22 protein-coding genes are annotated in these 22,591 nt (G+C 49.3%); 8 read left to right on the top strand and 14 right to left on the bottom strand.

Annotated features, from left to right (window positions below):
• Nucleotides 1-10 precede the first annotated feature (10 nt).
• Genes VFO10_RS18345 through VFO10_RS18335 form a run of 3 tightly spaced genes read right to left on the bottom strand, consistent with a single transcriptional unit; the run spans nucleotide 11 to nucleotide 2,665 of the window.
• A complete protein-coding gene (locus tag VFO10_RS18345; RefSeq protein WP_325142832.1) occupies nucleotides 11-973 on the bottom strand; it encodes an efflux RND transporter periplasmic adaptor subunit in 963 nt (320 codons plus the stop codon).
• Between the two features lie 8 nt (nucleotides 974-981).
• Nucleotides 982-2,325, bottom strand: a complete 1,344-nt coding sequence (locus VFO10_RS18340) for a TolC family protein (RefSeq protein ID WP_325142830.1) — start codon at nucleotides 2,323-2,325, stop codon at nucleotides 982-984.
• 13 nt (nucleotides 2,326-2,338) lie between these two features.
• A complete protein-coding gene (locus VFO10_RS18335; RefSeq protein ID WP_325142827.1) occupies nucleotides 2,339-2,665 on the bottom strand; it encodes a hypothetical protein in 327 nt (108 codons plus the stop codon).
• Nucleotides 2,666-3,540: 875 nt separating this feature from the next.
• Here VFO10_RS18335 and VFO10_RS18330 point away from each other — a divergent pair.
• Nucleotides 3,541-6,522, top strand: a complete 2,982-nt coding sequence (locus VFO10_RS18330) for a Tn3 family transposase (protein WP_325142825.1) — start codon at nucleotides 3,541-3,543, stop codon at nucleotides 6,520-6,522.
• Nucleotides 6,523-7,268: 746 nt separating this feature from the next.
• Here the strand turns inward: VFO10_RS18330 and VFO10_RS18325 are convergent.
• From VFO10_RS18325 to VFO10_RS18295, 7 genes are all read right to left on the bottom strand, one after another.
• On the bottom strand, nucleotides 7,269-7,880 hold the full coding sequence (locus tag VFO10_RS18325) for a hypothetical protein (protein WP_325142823.1): 612 nt from the start codon (nucleotides 7,878-7,880) through the stop codon (nucleotides 7,269-7,271).
• A gap of 85 nt (nucleotides 7,881-7,965) precedes the next feature.
• Nucleotides 7,966-8,385, bottom strand: a complete 420-nt coding sequence (locus VFO10_RS18320; protein WP_325142821.1) for a hypothetical protein — start codon at nucleotides 8,383-8,385, stop codon at nucleotides 7,966-7,968.
• Nucleotides 8,385-8,807: a hypothetical protein gene (locus VFO10_RS18315; RefSeq protein WP_325142819.1), complete on the bottom strand. Its 423-nt coding sequence runs from the start codon at nucleotides 8,805-8,807 to the stop codon at nucleotides 8,385-8,387. Before VFO10_RS18315 ends, VFO10_RS18320 begins: the two co-directional genes overlap by 1 nt.
• Nucleotides 8,808-9,072: 265 nt before the next feature.
• On the bottom strand, nucleotides 9,073-9,471 hold the full coding sequence (locus VFO10_RS18310) for a barstar family protein (protein ID WP_325142817.1): 399 nt from the start codon (nucleotides 9,469-9,471) through the stop codon (nucleotides 9,073-9,075).
• Entirely contained in the window at nucleotides 9,471-11,279 is a 1,809-nt protein-coding gene (locus VFO10_RS18305) for a hypothetical protein (RefSeq protein WP_325142815.1), read from the bottom strand. The genes VFO10_RS18310 and VFO10_RS18305 overlap by 1 nt, the downstream gene beginning before the upstream one ends.
• Nucleotides 11,276-12,634: a hypothetical protein gene (locus VFO10_RS18300; RefSeq protein ID WP_325142813.1), complete on the bottom strand. Its 1,359-nt coding sequence runs from the start codon at nucleotides 12,632-12,634 to the stop codon at nucleotides 11,276-11,278. Before VFO10_RS18300 ends, VFO10_RS18305 begins: the two co-directional genes overlap by 4 nt.
• Before the next feature lie 34 nt (nucleotides 12,635-12,668).
• A complete protein-coding gene (locus VFO10_RS18295) occupies nucleotides 12,669-13,547 on the bottom strand; it encodes a hypothetical protein (protein WP_325142811.1) in 879 nt (292 codons plus the stop codon).
• Nucleotides 13,548-13,759: 212 nt separating this feature from the next.
• Here VFO10_RS18295 and VFO10_RS18290 point away from each other — a divergent pair, with 212 nt between their 5' ends.
• Nucleotides 13,760-14,530: a hypothetical protein gene (locus VFO10_RS18290; RefSeq protein WP_325142808.1), complete on the top strand. Its 771-nt coding sequence runs from the start codon at nucleotides 13,760-13,762 to the stop codon at nucleotides 14,528-14,530.
• Nucleotides 14,531-14,702: 172 nt separating this feature from the next.
• Here VFO10_RS18290 and VFO10_RS18285 read toward each other — a convergent pair whose 3' ends face one another.
• The 4 genes from VFO10_RS18285 to VFO10_RS18270 all read right to left on the bottom strand — a co-directional run bounded on the left by VFO10_RS18285 (nucleotide 14,703) and on the right by VFO10_RS18270 (nucleotide 16,984).
• Nucleotides 14,703-15,011, bottom strand: a complete 309-nt coding sequence (locus VFO10_RS18285) for a hypothetical protein (protein WP_325142806.1) — start codon at nucleotides 15,009-15,011, stop codon at nucleotides 14,703-14,705.
• Nucleotides 15,012-15,517: 506 nt separating this feature from the next.
• A complete protein-coding gene (locus VFO10_RS18280; RefSeq protein WP_325142805.1) occupies nucleotides 15,518-15,652 on the bottom strand; it encodes a hypothetical protein in 135 nt (44 codons plus the stop codon).
• Between the two features lie 217 nt (nucleotides 15,653-15,869).
• Nucleotides 15,870-16,220, bottom strand: a complete 351-nt coding sequence (locus VFO10_RS18275; RefSeq protein WP_325142803.1) for a hypothetical protein — start codon at nucleotides 16,218-16,220, stop codon at nucleotides 15,870-15,872.
• Nucleotides 16,217-16,984 (bottom strand): hypothetical protein, encoded by a 768-nt coding sequence (locus VFO10_RS18270; RefSeq protein WP_325142802.1) that lies wholly within the window; start codon nucleotides 16,982-16,984, stop codon nucleotides 16,217-16,219. Before VFO10_RS18270 ends, VFO10_RS18275 begins: the two co-directional genes overlap by 4 nt.
• A 369-nt stretch (nucleotides 16,985-17,353) precedes the next feature.
• Between VFO10_RS18270 and VFO10_RS18265 the strand changes: the two genes are divergently transcribed.
• Genes VFO10_RS18265 through VFO10_RS18240 form a run of 6 tightly spaced genes read left to right on the top strand, consistent with a single transcriptional unit; the run spans nucleotide 17,354 to nucleotide 22,587 of the window.
• Nucleotides 17,354-17,656 (top strand): TrbC/VirB2 family protein, encoded by a 303-nt coding sequence (locus VFO10_RS18265; protein ID WP_325142800.1) that lies wholly within the window; start codon nucleotides 17,354-17,356, stop codon nucleotides 17,654-17,656.
• An 18-nt stretch (nucleotides 17,657-17,674) separates the two neighbouring features.
• Complete coding sequence (locus tag VFO10_RS18260; protein ID WP_325142798.1) at nucleotides 17,675-17,998, top strand: type IV secretion system protein VirB3; 324 nt, start codon at nucleotides 17,675-17,677, stop codon at nucleotides 17,996-17,998.
• Between the two features lie 7 nt (nucleotides 17,999-18,005).
• Nucleotides 18,006-20,486, top strand: coding sequence for a VirB4 family type IV secretion/conjugal transfer ATPase (locus tag VFO10_RS18255; RefSeq protein WP_325142796.1), 2,481 nt, complete (start codon nucleotides 18,006-18,008; stop codon nucleotides 20,484-20,486).
• A gap of 2 nt (nucleotides 20,487-20,488) precedes the next feature.
• The gene (gene virB5 / locus VFO10_RS18250) at nucleotides 20,489-21,205 is read left to right on the top strand and encodes a P-type DNA transfer protein VirB5 (protein WP_325142795.1); all 717 of its coding nucleotides are present in this window, start codon (nucleotides 20,489-20,491) and stop codon (nucleotides 21,203-21,205) included.
• A 15-nt stretch (nucleotides 21,206-21,220) separates the two neighbouring features.
• Nucleotides 21,221-21,490: an EexN family lipoprotein gene (locus VFO10_RS18245; RefSeq protein WP_325142793.1), complete on the top strand. Its 270-nt coding sequence runs from the start codon at nucleotides 21,221-21,223 to the stop codon at nucleotides 21,488-21,490.
• A gap of 11 nt (nucleotides 21,491-21,501) precedes the next feature.
• Entirely contained in the window at nucleotides 21,502-22,587 is a 1,086-nt protein-coding gene (locus VFO10_RS18240; protein WP_325142791.1) for a type IV secretion system protein, read from the top strand.
• The last annotated feature ends 4 nt before the right edge of the window (nucleotides 22,588-22,591 follow it).

Genomic DNA, 22,591 nt, shown 5'->3' with positions numbered 1-22,591 from the left:
TTTTTGAAGGTTAATCTTCATGCTCCGCTTCGGATTTGCCTTTTTCAGCTTTCAGTACAAAGGCTCCTTCAGTTACGAGCTGATCGCCGGCCTCCAGACCATCGACGATTTCATAATTTTTGGCATCTTCGCGTCCCAAAGTAACGGGCTTGGGCAAAAAGCCCTTCTCGGTCTTCACAAAGATCGATGGCTTGCCCTCGACATTCTGCACCGACTCCTTGGGAGCGACAATGGAAGCAGGCAAACGATCGACAGCGACTTTGGCTGTGACGAACATTCCAGGACGCCACTTCCCATTCTTGTTCGGTATGACGACGCGAGCCATCGCTGTCCTGGTGTGCTCGCTCACGATTGGACCCACATAAGCAATCTTGCCTTCCGACTCCAGGCCCTTCGCCGGCCCCAGGATGCGGACAGCTTCCCCTTCCTTCATGTAAGGAAGGTCTTTGGGATAGACATTCATATCGATCCAGACGGTGTCCAGGTTTGCGACGACGAACACCTCGCTGTTTTCTGGAATAACTTCACCTATCGTCGCGTGCTTTTGGATGATCGTTCCGGCGGTCAAGGATTTGATCTCATAGCTCGCCAGACTTTCATTGCTTTCAATGACAGCCAGGACTTCACCTCTGGTAACCTTATCGCCTAGATTTTTTCTGATTTGGGTAATGGCCCCCGCAAACCGTGGAACGATGTGCGAGAGGTTATCGGCGTTCAAACGCACTTCCCCGGGTAACGAAACCTCGATATTCAATTCCCCTGGACCAGCCGTCACCCATTGGATCCCGGCGGCCTTGATTTGCTCATCCGTCAGCGGGACGGTTTCATCGTGCCCTTCTTCCTCATGGTCATGTTCTTCCTTCTTTTCGTTGCCCGCGATTGTCCCGGTTTTGGACCGGCCGGCAATAAGCCAGATCACAAGAGCTGCAGCGAAAATTCCCAAAACCATTCCGATTGTTCTCTTGCTTCTCATAAAAACTCCTATTTTCCGCTGCTGCCATTGTTGAGTAGCTCGGTGATACCTTTGCCTGTCAGGCGTTCCAGATCTGCCAGAGCCTCATGATAGGCAACCAGCGATTGCAGGTATTGCTCCCGTGAATTGAAGAGATCCCGCTGAGCGTCAAGGACATTCAGATAGTCCAACTTTCCCCGTTGAAAGATTTCGTTCGCAGAAGCAAACGCTTTCTCGGCGGCTGGAAGGATCTGGTTTCTGAAGGCCAGGGCTTCGGCATAGGCAGTTTGAATTTCCTGGATTGCTCCCTGAAGTTCCGCCTGAACCCGAAGTTTCTCCGCTTCACGGTTGAATTCCGACGCTGAAACGTCGCCTTTGGCCTCACGAATCGTGCCCTGATTTCTGTTGAGAATCGGAATGGGGATGGAAACACCAAAGACCAAGCCTGTTATTCCTTCCTCCTGGAACCGGCGTGCCCCTGCACTGAGAGTAAGATCGGGAACAGCGTTGCTCTTGGCAAGACTGAGTGCAGCCTGGCGCTGTTCAAGTTCCAGGTTGGCCTTTTTAACAGCGGGACTATTTTCCACCGGAAAATTCGCAAAGCGGGCAGGATCGACCGGCATGCTCGTAAGGTCTCCTACAGCTGTCAGGGACTGGCTGGAAATTCCCAGGGTTGCTGCCAGCTGCCTCTTGGCATTGGCCAGCTGTGCCTGGAGTCTTGAAACTTCCAAATCGCTGGCCGTGACTGCGAGTTGGGATTTAATCATTTCCACCGGCATGCCCCGGCCCGCTTCGACGCGGCGTCGGGCGGTTGCCAGAATCTGCTGAGCGATTTCATGCCGGCGTTGTCCAAAGGACAATTTCTGCTCTATGAGGAGCACTTCGATAAAGCGCTTCTTCACTCCTTCGAGGATTTCCAGCCTTCTTCCGCTGAAAGTGACCTGGGCATTCATCTGTTCCAGCCTGGCGAGTTCAATACGATCGCCACGTTTGCCGCCCAGTTCAAGGGTTTGGCTGAGCTGGACGGTGACTTCCTTGTTATACCTATCCATATCACCGAGCAGCACGGGATTGGGTATCAGACCCGCCTGGTCAACGCGCCCCTCCGAAGCCAGATAAAGGTTTTCTTCGCCTCTGACGCCAGGAGCTTCGGACAGGGCCTTGGATAAGGCATCGCATAGAGTCAAGGTATCGGCGGGCTTACCAGTCTCTGTGGACCTGCCTCCTAGATAAGTGCAGTAGGCATTGACCGCCAAAGGCTCCGCTTTCGGATTCTGGGCGGCCTGGGCCTGGAAAAATAAGGAGGTCAGAAGCAAGCATGGGCCGAGCCATGATCCCAAACGCAGTCTCAGACAATTATTAAATATTTTCATTATGTTAAGTCCCTTAGTAAGCATCAGTTGCCTTATGCTTTCTCACGATCGAATACGCTTCGATCCTGCCGCCTGGATCAAGTTGGACCTTGAATCGGCCATTCCCCAGGTCTTCGCGGACTGTTCCATTTGCGATCGGGACTTCCATGCACTTCCGGGATTTGCCGGTGCTGTTGCAATCGATGCGAAGAAAGTGAATTTTCTCGCCGACGCTGGATGGCTCAACCAGTGCGACGATCGCTTCATTGACATTTGAAAACTCAACGATCGAGTTCATTTGTTGGCTGACGCAAGAGATCGCTGAAACAAAAAGCGCAAGGATGCGATAAGGCAGTTTCATGAAAATTCCTTAACGAATGAATGTCTGCGAATACCTGTTGAACCCCGTTAAAAGGTTCCAGACGCTAAGCAGGAAAAATTTTTGAATGAGTGGATTAAGAGAACGAAATAGGAGGACGATCCTGCTGGGATGCATTGTTGCCAGGGAGTTTGAAATAATAGGGGGTGTTTTCTTGAGAGCTGGAGTTGGACAGCATTTCCGAAACAGCGAAGGTGGAAATCATCCTGATATGCGAGCAATGCCCGAAGTGGCAAATACCCTGATGGCAAGGATCCCGATGAGTATGATTCAAGGGATTGGCCAATTCTTGCAAGCACGAGGAGGAGGACGATTCTAAGATCGAGCCGGTTGTAATTGCATCGTTCCGATCCATACAAAGGGCGTCATCATCCACTGAGATCATACCCCAGGTGAATATCAAAATCCCTAAGATGGCAATAAGACGCAAGAACAAGAATATTCTCCTCCGGCAGGTTAATAATATATTCGGCAGTCGGCTGCATCAACTTAAATACAAAAAATATCAGCTAAAATTCCCCATCCGTAGAGAAGGATCTTAGTCTTTGGGAGCAATGGTTCGTCAAGGTTATTGTCAAAAGTTCGGACCCGCCATTGCTACTTGACCTTGTCGTAAGAATCCTCATCAGCAGCACTCAGTTTCCCTTCTGTTTCTCACGCCCCTCTTAAACAATGATTCGGGCCCGGACTTTTTGTCATTATGTCAGGTCGGCATTTAACCCTCAATGAAGGGGACTTTGAAATGCCACTGAAGTCGACTTTGAAATCTGACATGCAAAGACAAAGGTATTCTCGCACGTGCCAAAAACGATCGTTTTCTTCCTATGTCGGATAGAGTTAGCGGAGTTTGTTTTGCAATGATTGGTGTCAATGAGACGGCTTATCCCAGATTAAAGGCGCATCCGACTGCAAAAGAACTTGCGAGCATTTATACACCAAGTGTTGACGAAATTGCCTTTGCCAACACCCATGCACGACGCCCGGCACCACGAACAGGGTTTCTGATCCTGCTCAAGACGTTCCAGCGACTAGGCTACTTCTCCCGGCTTGCCGATGTCCCTCAAACAATCGTCAGTCACATAGCGAAAAGCATTGGATTCGATAAGCTTCCAAACGGCTTGCACGCTTATGATGAAAGCAACGCTCGCTTGAGACACTTGAACCTGATTCTGGCGTTTCTTCGGGTTACTCCCTATGACAAGGCTTCCGAAGCTGCGATGATTGCTGCCGTTACGGAAGCAGCATCAACCAAGGATGACCTCGCAGATATTATTAACGTGGCCATCGAGGAGCTTGTGCGACAGCGTTGCGAGCTACCAAGTTTTGCAACAATACTTAGAGCTGCCAAGAAAGCTCGCGTCACTGTCAATGGCGGTTACCATAAGTTGATCTATCAGGAACTTGGCAAAGATGGTCGCAAAAAGATCGACGTCCTATTTGCAAAAGGATCACGCAATATCAAATGCGCCTGGGACAAAGTAAAACGTGAGCCGCAGCGGCCTACCGTTGGACACATGCGGGAATTTACAGAGCATCTTCGCTGGCTCCGGGATTTTGCCATTAAAGACGAATCATTCGTCTTGATACCTGATGTAAAAATCAGGCAATTCGCCGCAGAAGCCAAGTCCCTTGATGCTGCTTCAATGCGTGATCTGGCAGAGAAAAAGCGTTACGCAATTGCTGCCACGCTCATTCGCCTGCAAACAGCACATGCTCTTGATGATCTGGCCGAAATGTTTGTAAAACGGATGCAAAAGCTGCACCGCCTTGGAAAGGAAGCGCTCGACCAGTACCATCTTCGCAATATTGATCAGACACAAAGTCTGGTTGCAATGCTGCGCAAGGTCATCGTCGCGGCTTGCAAATCTGAAGAACCAACCGAAAAGCGTCTCGAAGCAATCACAACCGCTGTTGGTGCCGATCCCGACAAGATCCTTGAACAGTGCGAGGCCTATGGCGCTCATGCGGGTGGGAACTACCTGGCATTCCTGCCTCGCATTTTTAAGGGCAGCCGCTCGGCACTCTACTCGCTTCTTGAGGGGATGCCGCTTATCACTACAAGCAGCGACAAGTCTGTGATCCTAGCCGTGGCTTTCCTTTTACAAAACCGCCGGTCGAAGGGAGAATGGCTCCATAATACGGCCGCAATTGATCTTTCCTGGGTTGCTGACAAGTGGTGGCCTCTGGTGGCAGGCCCTGGTATCAAGCCAGGCACGAAGCCTCAGCAAGTCTCGCGGCGATATTTCGAGATTTGCCTTTTTACCCAGGTGATGCAGGAGCTGAAATCAGGCGATCTTGCCATAAGCTCGGGTGACAGATTCGGTGACTACCGTCATCAACTTCTTTCATGGGAAGAGTTTGAAAGAGAGCGCGCAATATACGGCGAGCAAGTCGGGCTTCCGATGGATGGCAAAGCATTCGTAGATCAGATGCGAAAAAAAATGGCCGTTGCTGCCGAAGAAGCAGATAAATCCTTTCCAGATAATGAGGCTGTAAGGCTTGTGAACGGCGAGCCGGCGATCGCCAAGCTGGACAGGCGGGCAATGCCCGCAGGGCTTGCTCAGCTCGATCAGCTTATGGCTGAGAGAATGTCTCCGATCAATATTGTCGAGATTCTCGCTGACACCGATCATTGGCTCAGGTGGACCAAACACTTTGGGCCGCTGTCGGGCCATGATGCCAAGATCGAAAACCCAAGAGAACGTTATATCGTGACGACCTTTTGCTATGGCTGTAATCTTGGCCCGAGCCAGACAGCGCGGTCGATCAAGGGCTTCGACAGAAGGCAAGTTTCGCTCGTCAACCAGCGCCATGCCACCGATGGAACGCTTGAAGAAGCGACCGTCGAAGTCATCAACGCGTATAACCGCTTCACATTACCAAAGCTTTGGGGAACGGGAAAACACGCGTCGGCGGATGGTACCAAGTGGGATCTCTATGAGCAGAACCTGCTGTCAGAGTATCACATTCGTTATGGTGGCTATGGCGGAATCGGCTACTATCATGTTTCAGATACCTACATTGCCCTTTTCAGCCATTTTATCCCATGCGGCGTGTGGGAAGCGGTCCATATCCTAGACGGTCTGCTTCAAAACCGTTCGGATATCCAACCGGATACTCTTCACGGCGACACCCAGGCGCAGAGTGCGCCCGTCTTTGCGCTTTCGCACCTTCTTGGTATCAAGCTCATGCCACGGATTCGCAACTGGAAGGATCTCAAGTTTTTCCGGCCAGAAAAGGGGGCACGCTATGAACACATCAATGAGCTTTTTGATGAAGCCATCGACTGGGACCTCATTGAAACCCACTTCCATGATATGCTCAGGGTAGCTGTCTCAATAAAGGCCGGGCACATCACGGCTGCAACGGTTCTGAGACGCCTTGGCGTTCAGAGCCGCAAAAATAAGGTTTATTTTGCCTTCCGCGAGCTTGGTCGTGCCATCCGCACAATCTTTCTGCTCTCCTATATCGGCGATGCTGAGCTGAGGCGAACAATTCAAGCTGCCACAAACAAAAGCGAGGCTTTCAACGGCTTTGCACAATGGGTAGCCTTTGGCGGCGGCGGTGTTATTGCCGAGAATGACCGTGATGAGCAGAGAAAGGTCATCAAATATAATCACCTTGTTTCAAGCCTTGTGATTCTCCACACGGTCAACGAAATGAGCAAGGTGCTCGGGCAGCTTAAAAACGAAGGTCATGAGTTTAGTAGGGAAGCCTTGGCCGCGTTGTCTCCATACAGGAGGGAGCATATCAACCGCTTTGGGGATTATACGGTCAATCTGGATAAGGTCCCGGATCCACTATCCTACAAAGTTTTTGAGGCTTCCTTGGAAGCATAACGCCTGAGCCGCAATGCTCACAGAGGAAATGGTGGGTTTTTTAAGCAATCCTTACCATCCCCCTATCGGAGGATTTTTCAGCGGCACAGACGCTGTCATAGGAGCCACAATTGTAGGCTGCGTTGGGTTCGTGCAGGTGGCAAAGGTCATTAGGGAGATAGAATTTAGAAAGCGAACCTGACCTCATCATGCGGGTCGATGACGTCCATCCTGTACGGATCTGGAATGATGGAAAGGACCCGCTACCACGCTTCAGGAATGCCCCCCCTGGTGTATGTCCGCTGTCCCTGCTCAACAATTGAACAGCATCGAGGTCAGGGGTGACCTCCAGTTTCAAAGCTTCTGCAGCACCCTGGGAGCTCGAAATGGCATCAAGATCGGCAACCCCCACCCAACCCCCAGAGAAAGAGCAGGAGGGGCCCAAAGCGGAGCCCCAGACGAGGGAAAAGTCGCAGGCGTATCGGATGGCACCCGATGAAAACAAAAAGGACCGCACGAGAACGCGCGGCCCTGGATTTGAATTGTGAGAATTGCCAGTGTTATTCCGGTCTGGGCATAAACAGCGTCAGAATTTCACCCCTGGCTTAATATTGAGCCTTCCACTGTCGAACCTTCTAGACTTTGAGCTGCAGCAATCTGACCAGCCTTAGTATTTCGGCTCTATTTGGCCAGGAACTCTATCGCGTTTGCTTTTCAATCGTTAGTAAAGCACTATATATGGCTCGATTATCTTCATTTTTTAGCAGTCAGAAGATAAGAGCGGAAAACTGAAATGTAGGATAAACGTGGAGTCTATCCACCCCTTTGTTACCAATGAATGTCGCCTCGTCGATCAGATTCAAGCGGAAACCAGTACCCAGCCCAAAAGTAGACCTCTTGATCCATAATCCTGTTTTATCATCCAACAGGCTTCTGAGTTGGAATAGACTCTCCACTTCAAAAAATGAGTGATCTTCTCGTTGAATTTTTTCATCAAGCAAGTTTTCATACGATTGAATGCCAACCCGTAGTGTCGAGGCAATGCCCAACGTGTGTATACCTGGGGATGATGCCATATCAACATTTAAAAGTGGTTCATCAATGCGCCAAGCAAGGGCCTTCTGGTCAACATGCATCAACCGATCTCTGTTGCTTGACAGAGTGGCATTATAGCTTGTGCCTCCCAGGTTTATACCGAGACGCCCCCAGTCTCCCATTCGAGGAGCAAGAATATCCAGTGCGATCGTCCCATATTCCTGCTGTGAATAGGCGAAATTAAGCTCCATGGTAGTGTCATCACGTGACAGCTTATCCTGTGCCACAACCAACGAAGACTTAAATACAAGACCGGCCAGGAGTATACGTCTGCCTATATTCATAGGGGCTTCCACCTCAAGCACATACTGGTTAAAAAGAGTGTACACGACACACTCGCGCTATGGCCATGATATCCAACATGGCCCTTTATTCTTCTTGTGACTTTCGCTCAAGGTAAAACTTTTCCGCTACAATATCCCAAGATATCCAGGCATGTTTTCGTCCTAAGTCATCCAGCAGGACGCCTTCTAGTGAAAATTCTTTGCCACAGTCACTTTCTTCTTTCTCTTCCCGAAAACAGTCTACCTTTGTCACTGTTGGTTTTACCTGTCCTTCACTCGCATCTCCGATATACTCAGTAATGGCAAGCTTCGAAGAATGGACGTTTTCAAAAACGGCAATAAAGATATCGCTACTTTTACAGGTCCTGGAAAAAGGATGGGGAGGGTAGACTTCCAGAAATTCTGCCCATACTTCGATATTCTTTTCAGATCGGTTAATCACTGTTTTCTTTATGTTACACTCAGTCCAGTGCAAGTCTTCAAAATGGCCTTCCACCTTTTGCATCATTTTTTCCTTAAAACACTGGTAAGCATACTATCATTCGGAATTATCGTGCCATCAATCCTTCGAAAAACAAAGCTACGATATTCGGCCAGAAGCGGCCCGTGTGCAACAATGGTTTCCAGGCCTAGCTGGTCCAGCACCTCTTGGCCAGGTAATTGCGTAAATTTATTGCCTTTTGATCCGGTAATCTTCAGCTGCCCGCCGGATGAATGAACTCTTGCAGCTTCGTCCAAATAATCTCTGATCCCTGTTCCGCCTGCATTGGAGGGAATGAATGGATTGAATGTCACTACCTCGTCATCTATGCTGTCAGGTAAAAATTTCAGTTTGTCTTTCAATATGTCTAACGCAATTCCATCTTGAGGGAGATGCCAATGGATCTTTTTTGAAAGCCCAAGGTGCTGTCGAATCCGAACATGCATTCGACCTTGAAGCTTCCAAGCTGACTATCAGTTTCAGTCTTCAATGGCGCAATAAATTTTGATTCAACTACTAATGCAGGTTTCATAGAAATGCGGGAGAAACGCCTATGACCAATACGGCAGAAATTTTAAAGAACAGCAGATGCAGTATCATTCTCTCTGGCAATATTGCAGCTATTTTAGGACCACGAGTTTGGGCCTTATACCAAGTTATCGGGCTTCAAAATTTAGCAGCCCCCGAAGGGGGCCATTGTCAGTATCGCAGCTATTTCAAGACCACATTAATGTCGATTGTTCCACCCGATCTTTGAAAAGCTGATCTCATATTTTCAATCAACAATTCCTGGATAGTACGTTCTCTTGCGCTCGCTTCGTCGAGAATTTTCTCCACTTCCCTGCGACTGTCTTCATCAGGAAAATCGTTTCTTTTTAAGACTTCCTGACACCAAGCGGCAAGACACTGATGATCCAGATATTTTGCTGACAGCTCACTATCATGCCAATGAATTTCGCAAGGTGATTGCAAACCATAGCCACCGAACAGGCAGTCATCGAAAGATTGGATGTTGTGACCGAAGTATTCAACCCCAACCATTTCTGCGAATTCCCTGAAGAAATCGCCGAGACTTTTTATGTTATGACCAGACAGCTTGTATGTTTTCATTAATGGGTATCCCTAATCATCCACTCAATGATTCCGTCCGCTTTGACCTTATAAAGAAACCGGAGCGGAGAAGCACTAGGATTATTTGGAACGAGATCCAAGGAAGTCCAACCTTTGTAGTTAGCAGTCAGCTCATGTGGCCTTAATTGGTTGATGAATTGAGTTGCCTGAGCATCGCCTTTCAACGCCCGAGGCAGGTTCTCCATGATATCCCAGGCGCCCCTTCTTAGAGGTGGTGAGAGATTTTTGAAGGAAGCCGATGCGTCCAGGGTGGCAACTTCGGGTCTTAGACCTCGAATGACTTCGAGCGCCCGATCACCCCCTTCACCGATCGCCCCAGCTTCAAGATTAGGGTGAACGGGTCGCTTCAACCAGCGAATAAAATCCTGCGCTAAGTCCGCCGTTGCGAAATTAAGGCGCTCCGCTAGCTTTTTAGTTCCATTGATCAATGCAAGTGCCGATTCTTCGCCCATCCCCAACTTGATCACACCAGAAAGATTATCCACCATGCCCGCAACGGCCTTGCCACTGAAACTCAAGATCTCAGAGGCACCCGGCAACATTGATAAGGCCACATCAGCATAAGCCAGCTGCCGATCCATGACACTTAAAGGAGAGCCATCCCAAATTCTAGTCCCCGTTCGGGCTTCGTACCAGGATTTTCCTATAGCCACAGCCCCTGTAATAGTGATGGCAACCGCAGCCCCTGGAGCCAGAGCAGCAACCACGATAGGACTCAATGCGATCGCCGCATCCCCAAGCGCATAGCCGATGCGAACCAGAGCATCTCCTGCTTCTATGTCCCCTTTTGCGTAGGCGCTGTCCGCTTGCATATTTGAAAGCTTGGCATCGTCAAGGATCGTTTTCCGTTGCGGGCTTAGAGGTCCTTCGCCTTCCAATGACCTCTGTACCGAACTCAAATATTTATCGAGGCGCCTGACTTTATCTCCGCCGACACTCGCCGGTGAACTCGCAAAGCCTCCCGCCCCCTGGGTCACCAGCGTGCCACTTTCCAGGGCGGTGATAACGCCACCCGCCTTCGCCTTTGTCTGGGTCCTGGCGGCTTCCAGATCCTTCCAGAGCTTGGTTCTTTCCTCGATCTTCACAGGAACCTTGTTGGTTAGATTCTCATCGAGTCGAGCTTGAGCTTCCTTGTTCATTTCCTCGATTTTGTCCCGAGTCGCTTCCATGTTTTTAGTTGTAGCATCGTACCAGGCGTTATACGCCATAATATACGCTACGATCGCCTGCTGGGTCTGCTGGATCTGAGCGTCATTGGCAGCTGTGATCTCGCTTATATCTACTGAAAACGGATTGGGGTCATTGCCCATAATCCTGGCACCGATGTCTTTTCCGATGCTGTTCCATTCCGCTTCCATGTTCTTGAGCGATTGGTCCAGCGCTATCTGTCTGTTGGCGAAGATGTCTGTTGTGTTTTGTCCAAACGTCGATTCCCAGCTATTGTCAATCGGTCCTCCACCGCCTGGCGGTGTAATGGTAGTTCCTGTGCCGAAGCCTCCCGTATCAGCACTGCCTGTGTCAGAGCCTACAGCGGGAAAAAGGCCTTCACCTTCCGATGGCTCGTAAGAATTCACAAGGTAGCCGTCGCAGGCACCCTTGCAAAAATCAACGGGCACACAGGCGTTTCCAACGCAAAAATTACCATTAGGCGTGATCACGCCTTCTATCTGAGTTCCGTCAGGGCCAGTCAGGATCACGGTCCTGCCATCAGAGGAAAAGAGAGCATGAGAATAGGCGAGAAGAACAGCAAAGATCAGGATTTTCTTTCTCAAGATCGGCTTTTTCATTGGGCGTTCCTCACGCATGTTTCGACCGTAGTGGCATAAAGGTAGGATGTTTGTTCAAAATCAGCGAGTGACTTGACTTTCTCCGCCTTTGCCAAAAAATCGTCTGAAACTTTTTTGCAATTGGCGTTCTCCGCTCCGACAGCTGCCAGTCTTCTCCTGGCCAGGCTTATCTGCGACGCAAGCTGACCCTCAAAACCTTTCTTTTTAAGGGCATCTATCTCGTCCTGAATAGTCTGGATTTTGTCGTCAATACTCCGAAGGGTCTCATCGCGCAAGGGGCCGGCGTTCGGAACAGCCTGACTGAGTCTGGTCCGAAAGCCTTGTGCTGTTTGAAGCTCAATATTCAGCAATCTCATAGGTTCGGTGTAGAGAAGGTAACGGGTATGGAGGCGATTGGCCAGACCGTTCTTGTTGGCATCGTACCACCAGCTCGCGACATCCCATAGAGTGCGATCGAGAAATAACACCTGGTTGATCCTGTCAGTCGCAGACTCGACAGTATCCTTGACAGCAGCCGCGTAGCGATTCCGGACTGTGATCTCGCTCGACTTGATGGCCAACACATAAAGATCCGAGACTTCTTTCGAAGCTTTTTCGATATATTCTATCAACTGGTGAGTCTGATAGATGAAGCCCAAAGTATCCTGGTTGTACTTTTCGATTTTATCATTTACATCCCGACATTTATTAGGAACCAATTGTCGGCTGTTGCCGACTACGATCTGCATTTGCGCCACTGCGTTGCGCAGCATTCTCAGAAGATCAGTTTCCTGCCTCGATAGAGTCAGCAACTCGCTTTTGAGCGCGCGCTGATTCGCGTCAATTTCTTTGCTCACTTTCCTCAGTGAAGCGTCATCGGTGATCCCTGTCGCCTTGCTTTTCGACGTCTCAATGAATGCCCGGATCTTATCAAGGCTTTTACCTTCTGCTTCCTTGACCCAAAGAAAATTCCTTTCCAGGTTATAATCAGCCTGGGCTGTTGGCTTGGAAAGCGTGACAGCCAAGGGCAGATCGGACTTTGGCTCGTCAAAATGAGTCTTCAGAACGTGATCATAAGAGACCACAAGGTTGTTGATGAAAGTACTACAGGTGAGCCGAGTCGTCCCTTCGCAGGTTTCATACATAAGCTTGTGATGAAGAGTTTTGGCGAAATCTTCTTTCTTCCAACCACTTTCCTTTTCTTTCTTCATGACAAATCGACAAGCATGATTGATGTCAGACCCGTTCGGTTCCTCGCAAGTCTCAGATAGCCAGGGTTTTTCAGAACGACAGGATTGGTCCTGAGAGTTGGCCAGGATCGGCCACCCAAAGCAAAAAAGCATCAACAAAGGGGCCGCATATCCAAATTTTTTCATAAACAGCTCTTAATGTTCCGAATTGTTAAAGTGTTTACGCCCCAAACTGGCTTTCCACGGCTTCTTTGCTCTTTTTGATTTTATCCAGCAATAAGTTGATCTCACCAATCATGTTGGCATCGCTTTCCCTGGCAACAATCGCCTCGCCTTCTTCCATTGCTGCTGCGAACCATGCGGTTTCCTGGACAACGCGATCATAAAGCACGCAGAAAAGAGTGAACTTGTTTTCAGCGACCGCGCAAGTGGCGATCCGATCGGCGAGCACTCCGGTCGCAGGGCATTTAATGGCATCCTTCTTGAAAGTTCCATAGAGCTTCTTGTATTCGCCTTTGATTTCGTCAACGGACTCAATCGGAATGAGGGCATCCGATTCGAAGGAAACGATGAGGCAATGGAAAGACTCTTGCGAGCCCGATACGCTCGACATCAGCGAATGGGCTTTCACCAGGTCAACAGCCTTCTTCTCCAGTTTATTCTCAATGTCTTCCTTATAGGCTGAAACTGTTCGACCTATCTTTTGGGTCTCTGCTGTATAGAAGGGGGACCTGATATCCAGCTCGATACCATTAGGTTCGATAGTGATGGCAGGATTCGCCGAAGGGCACATAGTCAGGAATTTTCTGACAGTAACCGAGAGCAGTGTGTCCTGGTTTTTCATGGTCTTGTTATAGAAAAACGAAGCCTCTCCCAACTCATTGCCATCGCAGGAGACCTTAAGTTTTACTGGAGTCCGAACACTGATGCTTGAAAAGACGCCAAGGGGAGTGACTGTGGCAGAAACCTTGAAAGCATATTCATAGTTTGCATCGAGACTCTTGGAAAAATCGGGCGTGTCTAAACTCGGTTGTTTAATACCGGCTATTGCCAGTGACGACCAGAGGCAGAGACCGGAAATAATCATGGAAATCTTCATGGAGGCGCTCTCATATTTGGATTGTTTTTGTAAGCGCAGACGGAGCCAACCGCCGTATATCAAGCAGTTGGAGATATGTCAACATGTGCCGCAGGTTGCGCAGCTGAAAACGTTTTCAGCAGGGGCGCAGGTTGACAGGTGAAGGCGGAATTGATAAACGCCCTGGTGCGTAAGCCTTTCGTCCTTCTCAACAAAAGGTAAAGGAAACTTAAATGCGTTTGAAAATGGTGAGCTGTCTAGCAGCCCTTGTCTCCTGTTTCGTGTCACAAGCTGCAAAGAGCGAAGATAATACTCTGGTTTGGCACCAGGATCTTGTCTCTGATAGCGCAATGAAGCAGATTGGAGCACAAAAACCTGGAACATATAGCCCAAACGCTGTGTCGTTCTCTCTTGCTGATGGTGTCGGCGTTGTAAGCTCGCCTTGCACTCCCAATCCAATCCGTTCCTCCGGAATGGCTGGCTATATTAGTGGAAATACTGTTGTTCAGCTGGGCAACCGCCCTGTCTCTCCAACCAGTCTTGAATTTCAAGTGACCTGGCCGGGTGGGTCTGGTGGGAGCGGTTCCATTCCTGAATACTTGAGTTACGATATGGCTTTCCAAACATTCGAAGAAATTAGAGCTTTGTTTCCTGATAACAAGGCCCGGTTTCAAGTCCTGGTGCGGGGAACACTTGACAGGTGTCCAAACCAGGAGCAACCGGATTCCAGGCGTCCTTTGGAAGGGAATATACATTTTTACGTGCGATGCAGCAAAGACGGCAGAACAGGTATGAAACACCCAGCTCTGGGATTTTTTCCTATGACTATCTGGCAAGCTCCTGGGCATTGGCGTTGGCCTGATCACGAGCAGATGCCAATAGACAAAGCTTTTAGCTTTGATTTTGACACCACAGCTTGCGATGGCCCATTGTTTCTGACCGCCAGGTTTCTTCCAGCAGCAAGATTTGAAATTAAAAGTTTGGAAGTACAGCTCTGGAACTGATAAAAAAGCCTGATCATTTTGTCATTTTTGAGGTAAAAGATCAGGCTCGCTTCCCTGTCATGCGTTCTGTTTTGGGACGCCATGGAGAAGCATAAAGGCTTTGGATCCGTCTCGCAGTGATCGACGGTGATTCGGCTAAACAATCAAATAGGTTATGTTCAATGAAGCTCGCTCAAATGCTTTTAATCTTCTCATTTGCTGCCAGTTGCTCTGATTCAAAGTCCGCAAAGCCTGTTCCGGAGGAACAGCCGAAGGTTGTTAAATTGGATGAGAGCAGTCCCGCGCCGACTGTCACACCCACGCCAGTGCCAGCCCCGACGGCAACTCCTTCTCCTACGCCGACGTCCATCCCTTCAGTGAAAATCAAATCCACATTCTCGCTCTTCACTTTTTCGGCGCAAGAGTCCGGCTTTGCTAGAGCGGCTGGAAAAATCGTCTCTGTATCCATTAAACCATTGAAAGTCACAAGCAGTGCCGGCATCAACGGTTCACTTTTGACTGCGAAATGCGGAACAGAAGTTATAGCCCAGTCGAAAGTGTTTCTTTTGACAAACGACCGCGAAACTGGGGCCAATTATATGCCTAGTATCGTGATCCCTCCTGATGTGGTTTGCGCAAGCGAAATTGCAGTCACAATAGCTATCTATGGATTTGACGTAGAGTTGGGCGATGTGAATGTGGCAGATGTCGTTTCCGTGGGGAAGGCGTCCCTTATAGCGGAGTGAACTGCCCTAATTGCGGAAAAGTCCCGAATCCTTATCTTTCCCTAATTGGACTCATTGCAACTCCTGCATCCTCTCTTGGGTCAGGAGTTTCTTGCTCCTAATGAATTTCTTCCGACTCGCTTTCAGGAGTCCTGGCAAATTCCGTTTCGCCATTTTCGTTAACCCGCACCCAGATCACACCTTTTGCTTCCTGGAGCAGCCTGATTTTTTCTGAAAACTCTGCCGCCATGCGCTCCGGCTGTGACGCGAAAGCATTCTCCCACTACTCGTTCATTGCTTTCATGCCATCGAGCAATTTTCCGTGAGTTCGCATAAACATCCTATCGCGCACAACCATGAGTGCGACCAGGATGGCAAACATCATAAACCAGCCATCACCGAGCAATCGGTGGGCCATGCTTTCAATCATCTGGAACGCCACCTTTCCCCTTTCATCAGTTCGAGCATCCGCTGCGATCGTATTGACATCGGGATGTCAGGGTCAATTGCCCAGGTTCCAAGCCTGACCTGGGGAAATGAAAAAGGACCGCACGAGAACGCGCAGTCCTGAGATAGGGTTGTCATAACATCCGAGCAGAGTGCAAGATACGAAACTTTGACGGCACTATAAAAACTTAATTCCCGCCAGCAGGCTGTTCCTCAGCACCGGCTTCTTTAACAATGACCACATTTTCGCCTTCTTCGGTTTCAATAGAAACAGCATCCGCAAATTCCGGCTCAAGAATGCGACCGCTTATCACACGGTCATGCAGTCGAAGAGTGACATTAGGATTTTCGGCAGCTGCGATAGCGCTAAAAGTTCTTTTACTAGCTTTCAAGAGCGAAAGATTATCGAATTCACCAACATACTCCATTGTGAGTTCGCGGTTGTCAGCAACTACACCCCAACCTCCGGCAGATCCGCCTGCGTGAGCCGAAAGGGGAATTATCAGCGAAATGATCGCAACCAATACCGGATATTTCATGACAGACCCTCACTATTTTTCTTGAAATTAATTTCATCGAATAATCGCACTAGGCCCGTCGCTACTGAAAACGGAATCCGGCCTGGATGTTTTCGGAGGATTTGAATTATTTTAGCACCAGCTTCCATCAAAACTTCCTTTGATTCCCCGAATCCTTCCTCAGAAATCCAACCGATCAAATTACCAATCCCAGACTCTTTCGTGGCGTAGGTATCTGGATCGTATAGTTCAAAGGTCCGTAGGCAGGACATCTGCAAAGTTTCGCCATCGCTGAATCCTTGCTTGTAATTCAAAAGCCGGTAGCAACCCGGTTTAACTTCGACGAGCTTATCCTTATTCAAAAGTTCGTCAAACGCTTCGAGCCCCATTTTACCCATCTCCTCGCGGATAATCTCACGCGAGACGCCTTCTTCATAGAGCAGGAGAGAGTAAACCCGAAAGGTTACTTTATCTCGGCGAAGAAAGGCTATCACTTCGGGATCTGCGTCCGATGACAACTTCTGATTTTTATAATTATCGGCGGCTTCTTGTAAACTTTTGTTCCCTGGATATCGCTGAGCAAGCTCTTTTAGAACTTCAGCGTGATCACCGCCATGCACCGTCTTGAGTATTGCGATCAGAGATTTTTGCGAAATCTGCTCACCAAGCAAAAAGCGGTAAAGAGTCCGATAAGAGATCCCACTTACTTCTGCGAATCTCTCCTTCGAGAAATTCGGCTTTTCTGCGATGTACTTTTCAACATCCGCAATCACCTCCGGAACCATAAACATCCTCCCTGGATGCCTGACAGTGATCTGACAGCATTTTCAACTACTGTCAGAATGAACACGGAAAATAGCGTCTTTTGCAAACCACTTTCCTGACACTGTCAGAACTTTTTTTGACAACCCCTTATTTCACTCGACACACCAAGGAGAATTTTAGAACCTGGCTATAGGAAAGACTTTGGACTGTCTGTGTCTCAGTCCTGCTGGTCAGTTGGAAGACTGGCAGGACACCTATTGCCTGAATTCGATCTCTAGGTGCTTCCTAATCCCTAATTTAGCTTTTTTGGCAGTCAATGGTCAACAAATTACACCATTGAAAGCCTTGGCAGTAATGGAACGAGCGGACTTTTTTTGGAGCGAATCATTATGAAGAAAAGTACCACAAACAACGCAATGATCCTTTCCCTCTTAACCTTTGTGGCATGTCTCACTTTGATGATGGCTTCACCGGTCTTTGCACAAGGCGGTCTGCAGAAAGTGAATACCTTCGTTCAGAACGTTCTGCTTGTCCTGCGCGGCATCTCAATCAGCGTTGTGACGATCGCCATTATGTGGGCCGGCTACAAGTTTTTATTCAAACATGCAGAGATTACCGAGGTGGGCAAAATCCTTGGTGGAGGCCTTCTGATCGGTGGGGCAGCCGAGCTCGCTGCTTATCTTTTGAGCTAACCAAAAGGGATCATTACCATGTCAGCACTAATGCATGATCTCGACCCACGCGATCCGCTGTTTAAAGGCTGCACCCGACCAGCAATGATCTTCGGCGTTCCGCTGATACCGCTGGCTATTGCGAGTGGCAGCATCATCCTTGTGAGTATCTGGACGACCATCTTTTTCTCAGCTCTGCTTTTTCCGGTGGTCCTCATTATGAGGCAAATCGCCAAATCAGATGATCAGCAGTTCAGACTACTTGGGCTCAAAATGCTCTTCAGAACAATGAATTACAACCACAACCGCAGTTTCTGGAAAGCATCCGCTTATAGTCCTTTGGCGTTCAAAAAGCGCAAGTGAGGCACGAATGTTTGCACAGCCGAAATACCGCCGACAAGTCTCAAACGAGCGTGCTGTCGCTCCCTTTGTTCCGTACAGCAGCCATATCTCGGCAAACACGTTGATCACCAAGGATGGTGACCTTGTGCGTATCTGGAAGCTGAATGGAATCAGTTTCGAGACATCCGATGCTGAAGACATGCTTTTGCGCAAAGATCAGCTGAATACTCTTTTTCGCTCAATCGGCTCAAACCACGTCGCGCTATGGACTCACAACGTTCGCCGTCAAACTTCGGACAGACTTCTTTCGACATTTGACAATAATTTCTGCCGAGACTTCGACCAAAAATACTTCAGCAGCTTTGCCGGTTATCGCATGATGGCAAACGAACTATATTTGACGGTCGTTTATCGACCTGAACCAATCCGCTTGGCCAGGGCAATCGCGAAAATTGGCCGTCGTACACATGCGGAAATCCTGAATGAGCAGCGCAACTCGATGCGCAAGCTTGACGAGATCGGACATCAAATAGAGTCGAGCATGCGCCGCTATGGTGTTGAAGAGCTGAGCACCTACACGGATGAGAACGGAGTTCTGTGCTCTCAGGCTCTCACATTCCTAAACTTTCTCCTTTCCGGTGAATGGCAGAAGGTAAGAGTGCCGACGATTCCGTTGAACGAGTATCTCGGCACATCCTGGATATTCGTTGGCACAGAAACAATCGAAATCCGATCGGCGACAAAGACCCGTTTTGCTCAGTGTTTGGATTTCAAAGACTATACGGCGCACACCGAGCCGGGCATACTGAACGGCCTGATGTACGAAGATTACGAATACGTACTTACCCAGTCTTTCAGCTTCATGGCCAAGCGACAAGGCAAGGAGTTCCTGGAAAGACAAATGAAGCAGCTTATGAACACGGAGGACGGCAGCACAACCCAGATCGAGCAGATCCGCACAGCGATTGACCAGCTGATCCAAGGCGAATTCACGATGGGCGAGTATCACTATTCGCTTCTCATCTTTGGTGAATCGGTCGAGAAGGTTCGCCGGAACACAACTTCAGCCATGGCCATTATTCAGGATCGTGGTTTTCTTGCAGCTCTTGTCGCGACGGCGACCGATGCCGCTTTCTATGCTCAACTCCCATGTAACTGGCGTTATCGCCCCCGCATTGCGGGCCTTACGAGCAAGAACTTCGCGTGCCTCGCCAGCTTTCACAACTTCACAGCAGGCAAGCGTGACGGCAACCCCTGGGGCGATGCTGTAACACTGTTCAAAACCCCTTCAGGCCAGCCGCTTTATTTCAACTTCCATTACTCGAAAGGTGACGAAGACAACTTTGACAAAAAGCTGCTGGGAAATACTCGCGTGATCGGCCAGTCGGGAGCCGGCAAAACTGCTCTAATGACTACGTTGATGGTACAGTCCCAGAAATACAAAACCAGCGCTCCGCTTGGATTCACAACGATTTACTTCGACAAGGACGAAGGCGCAAAGATCTGTATTAAGGCTATGGGCGGCAAGTATCTCTCGGTGAAAAACGGCAAACCTACCGGATTCCAGCCGATGCAAATGGACCCAACTGAGGAGAATATTCTATTCCTCGAGAAGCTGGTTCGCACTCTTGTTTCCGGAAGGCACAAAGACCTCACTACAAATGATGAGCAAAGAATCAGTCATGCAGTTCGCACTGTGATGCGGATGCCGCGGGAGCTGCGCCGTTTATCCACAGTCCTGCAAAATATCACCGAGGGAACGAATAGGGAAGAGCGGGAAAACAGCGTGGCGAAGCGCCTTTCGCAATGGTGCTACGATGATGGACGCGGTAGACAAGGACCGTTTGCCTGGGTTTTGGATTGCCCTAGTGACGAAATTGATTTTACCACTCATTCCACCTACGGCTTTGATGGCACTGACTTCCTGGATAACGCTGACGTATGCACCCCAATTTCAATGTACCTTTTGCATCGCATGGAATCGGTGATCGACGGACGCCGCTTCATCTACTGGATGGATGAAGCATGGAAATGGATTGATGATGAGGCATTCGCTGACTTCGCTGGCGACAAGCAGGTCACAATACGTAAGCAGAACGGCCTTGGAGTATTTGCCACACAGATGCCAAGCCAATTGCTGGAATCCAAGATCGCATCGGCATTGGTACAACAAGTCGCGACCGAAATTTATCTCCCAAACCCAAAGGCGGATTTCAAAGAGTACACAGAAGACTTCAAATGCTCTTCGGCTGAGTATGAGATCATCAAAAGCCTGAGCGAAGAAAGCCGAATGTTTTTGATCAAGCAAGGCCACACCTCCATGATTGGCCGCCTTGATCTTACTGGGTTCGATGACGAGCTGGCAGTTCTATCAGGATCTTCTGACAACAACGAACTGCTGGATGAAATTATCTCAGAAGTTGGCGACAATCCGGACAACTGGCTTCCAGTCTTCCACGAGCGACGCCGGGCTCGTTCAACGTCTTCAAGACTCCAAAGGGGAAGGTGAATATGAAATCAATTCTTCCGAGCATCGCAATTATGATGTCCCTATCATCCAGCCTAGCGCTTGCCCAGATCCCGGTAACCGACGTAGGAAGCATCACCACCCAGGTGACGAACCAAATCGAGACAATGGCGAAATGGAAACTCCAATACGATCAAATGATGGCACAGATAAACCAGGCCAAGCGCCAGTATGAATCGCTCACCGGATCACGCAATCTCGGAACGATCATGAACGATCCTGCGCTAAGAGACTACCTTCCGCCAAACTGGAAATCCGTCTATGACGGCGTGAGGAACGGCGGCTATAGCGGCCTCGACGCTCGTGGCAAGAGTATTTACGATGAGAACAAAGCATTCGACAGCTGCGCTCATATTTCGGTTCCTGATCAGCGCACAGCCTGTGAAGCCGGGGCGGCAAGACCCGCTCAGAATAAAGCCTTTGCTCTCGACGCATACGAGGCCGCTCGCAGTCGAATTAACCAGATTGATCAACTTATGAGAAAAATTAACGACACGCAGGACCCGAAGGCCATGGCGGAATTGCAAGGCCGCATCGCAGCAGAGCAGGCAAATATTCATAATGAACAGATCAAGTTGCAGCTCTACGAAATGGCTGTGGCGGCAGAAGAAAAGCTTCACGCCCAGCGACAACGTGAAATACAGGCCAGGACCTGGAGCTCAAGAAAAGGTATTCAGGTTGCACCCCTTACCTTCAATTAAGCAGGAGTACACGTCATGAAGAAATTTGCAGTTTTGATAGTCGTCACCAGTTTCATTGCAGCCGGCTGTGAGAAAGAGAAAGATGTCAAAACCGTGGAATGGTTCAAGGAACACGAAAAAGAGCGCAGAGAAATGCTGGCAAAATGCAATGACAATCCTGGGGAACTCATTGCAACACCAAACTGCTTCAACGCCAATCGCGCCGAGTCGTCCATGACATGGAGCTCAAGAAGTGGCATGCGCCCAGTCAAGCCGCTGACTTCTGAAGAAATTAACAAAAAGTAACAGGGCCCAATATGGACACGAACCCGATGGTTTTCCAGTTTATTGGCGAGACGGTAAAAAATGCTACAGACGCGTTTGTTCAGCCTGCGGCGACAAACCTGATCTTTGCGTTGCAAATGCTCGTTCTTACCGGCGTAACCCTTTACATAACAATCACGGGCTACATGATCATGACTGGCGCCATCGAGTCTGCGTTCTGGACGTTTGCAAAGCAATGCTTGAAAATCATCATTATCGCGGCCTTTGCTCTCACAATTGATGGATATCTCGGTGGAGTCGTGGATGCAATCAATGGGCTTGAAAATGGTCTCTCACAAGCGCTGAACAGCACGAACCAGCCTGCGTCAATATACCAAGTATTGGATCAATCTCTGGGCAAGGGCCTTGATATCGTCGCACAGTGCTTTCAAAAGTCGGATGACGCCGGCGTTAGCTTCGGATCTGCCATCGGGTGGGCCATTGCTGGACTGATCGTTGCCACAGGAACCATCCTCATGGCGTTGCTCGGCGGTGCGGTTGTCATCGTCGCAAAATTTTCGCTGGCGGTAATGTTTGGACTAGGGCCTCTCTTCATCGTTTCTCTTATGTTTCCCGCAACAGCCCGCTTTTTTGATAGCTGGTTCTCACAGGTGATGAACTACATCGTGACGATCGTGATAATGGGTTTTATCATGACTTTCGCAACCAAATCTTTTGACGTCTTCGTCGCCTCTGCGGATCTCTCAGGAACCGATATTCTCAACCCCATGTTCGTCTCAATGCAGATCGGCACGCTTACAGGGGTTCTATGTTGGATCATCCTGCAAGCCACCTCGATGGCTTCCGGATTGGCTGGTGGCATATCCATGGCTGCAATGGGTATCCGCCACATGCTGGCACCCGTAAGCAGTGCCAAGCAATTCGCCGGCGGCGTCCGAAATAACGCCAACCCAATGACAACACGCCGCGACATGCAGTCCGGCATGATGGTCACCGCGCGGCGCGGCAGTCATTTAATAGCCGGTAATACAATGTGGAATCCCGCTTATCGCCAGCATGTAATCTCCAATATCGGGAAGAACTGGGGCAAAGCCTCTGGCGGCAGGGTCTCGAAGTAAGCGG

The organism is Oligoflexus sp., from assembly GCF_035712445.1.
GTDB lineage: Bacteria > Bdellovibrionota_B > Oligoflexia > Oligoflexales > Oligoflexaceae > Oligoflexus.
This window is presented reverse-complemented; position numbering and strand designations above follow the sequence as displayed.

Excerpts from the sequence above, each read along its gene's own strand:
- VFO10_RS18325 (WP_325142823.1), bottom strand. The coding sequence starts at position 7,880 with ATGAATATAGGCAGACGTATACTCCTGGCCGGTCTTGTATTTAAGTCT.
- VFO10_RS18305 (WP_325142815.1), bottom strand. The coding sequence starts at position 11,279 with ATGAAAAAGCCGATCTTGAGAAAGAAAATCCTGATCTTTGCTGTTCTT.
- VFO10_RS18285 (WP_325142806.1), bottom strand. The coding sequence starts at position 15,011 with ATGCCGGCACTGCTTGTGACTTTCAATGGTTTAATGGATACAGAGACG.
- VFO10_RS18240 (WP_325142791.1), top strand. The coding sequence starts at position 21,502 with ATGGACACGAACCCGATGGTTTTCCAGTTTATTGGCGAGACGGTAAAA.
- VFO10_RS18290 (WP_325142808.1), top strand. The coding sequence starts at position 13,760 with ATGCGTTTGAAAATGGTGAGCTGTCTAGCAGCCCTTGTCTCCTGTTTC.
- virB5 (WP_325142795.1), top strand. The coding sequence starts at position 20,489 with ATGAAATCAATTCTTCCGAGCATCGCAATTATGATGTCCCTATCATCC.
- VFO10_RS18330 (WP_325142825.1), top strand. The coding sequence starts at position 3,541 with ATGATTGGTGTCAATGAGACGGCTTATCCCAGATTAAAGGCGCATCCG.
- VFO10_RS18310 (WP_325142817.1), bottom strand. The coding sequence starts at position 9,471 with ATGAAAACATACAAGCTGTCTGGTCATAACATAAAAAGTCTCGGCGAT.
- VFO10_RS18280 (WP_325142805.1), bottom strand. The coding sequence starts at position 15,652 with ATGGCCCACCGATTGCTCGGTGATGGCTGGTTTATGATGTTTGCCATC.
- VFO10_RS18300 (WP_325142813.1), bottom strand. The coding sequence starts at position 12,634 with ATGAAAAAATTTGGATATGCGGCCCCTTTGTTGATGCTTTTTTGCTTT.
- VFO10_RS18340 (WP_325142830.1), bottom strand. The coding sequence starts at position 2,325 with ATGAAAATATTTAATAATTGTCTGAGACTGCGTTTGGGATCATGGCTC.
- VFO10_RS18295 (WP_325142811.1), bottom strand. The coding sequence starts at position 13,547 with ATGAAGATTTCCATGATTATTTCCGGTCTCTGCCTCTGGTCGTCACTG.
- VFO10_RS18255 (WP_325142796.1), top strand. The coding sequence starts at position 18,006 with ATGTTTGCACAGCCGAAATACCGCCGACAAGTCTCAAACGAGCGTGCT.
- VFO10_RS18265 (WP_325142800.1), top strand. The coding sequence starts at position 17,354 with ATGAAGAAAAGTACCACAAACAACGCAATGATCCTTTCCCTCTTAACC.
- VFO10_RS18260 (WP_325142798.1), top strand. The coding sequence starts at position 17,675 with ATGTCAGCACTAATGCATGATCTCGACCCACGCGATCCGCTGTTTAAA.
- VFO10_RS18245 (WP_325142793.1), top strand. The coding sequence starts at position 21,221 with ATGAAGAAATTTGCAGTTTTGATAGTCGTCACCAGTTTCATTGCAGCC.
- VFO10_RS18335 (WP_325142827.1), bottom strand. The coding sequence starts at position 2,665 with ATGAAACTGCCTTATCGCATCCTTGCGCTTTTTGTTTCAGCGATCTCT.
- VFO10_RS18315 (WP_325142819.1), bottom strand. The coding sequence starts at position 8,807 with ATGCATGTTCGGATTCGACAGCACCTTGGGCTTTCAAAAAAGATCCAT.
- VFO10_RS18270 (WP_325142802.1), bottom strand. The coding sequence starts at position 16,984 with ATGGTTCCGGAGGTGATTGCGGATGTTGAAAAGTACATCGCAGAAAAG.
- VFO10_RS18345 (WP_325142832.1), bottom strand. The coding sequence starts at position 973 with ATGAGAAGCAAGAGAACAATCGGAATGGTTTTGGGAATTTTCGCTGCA.
- VFO10_RS18275 (WP_325142803.1), bottom strand. The coding sequence starts at position 16,220 with ATGAAATATCCGGTATTGGTTGCGATCATTTCGCTGATAATTCCCCTT.
- VFO10_RS18320 (WP_325142821.1), bottom strand. The coding sequence starts at position 8,385 with ATGCAAAAGGTGGAAGGCCATTTTGAAGACTTGCACTGGACTGAGTGT.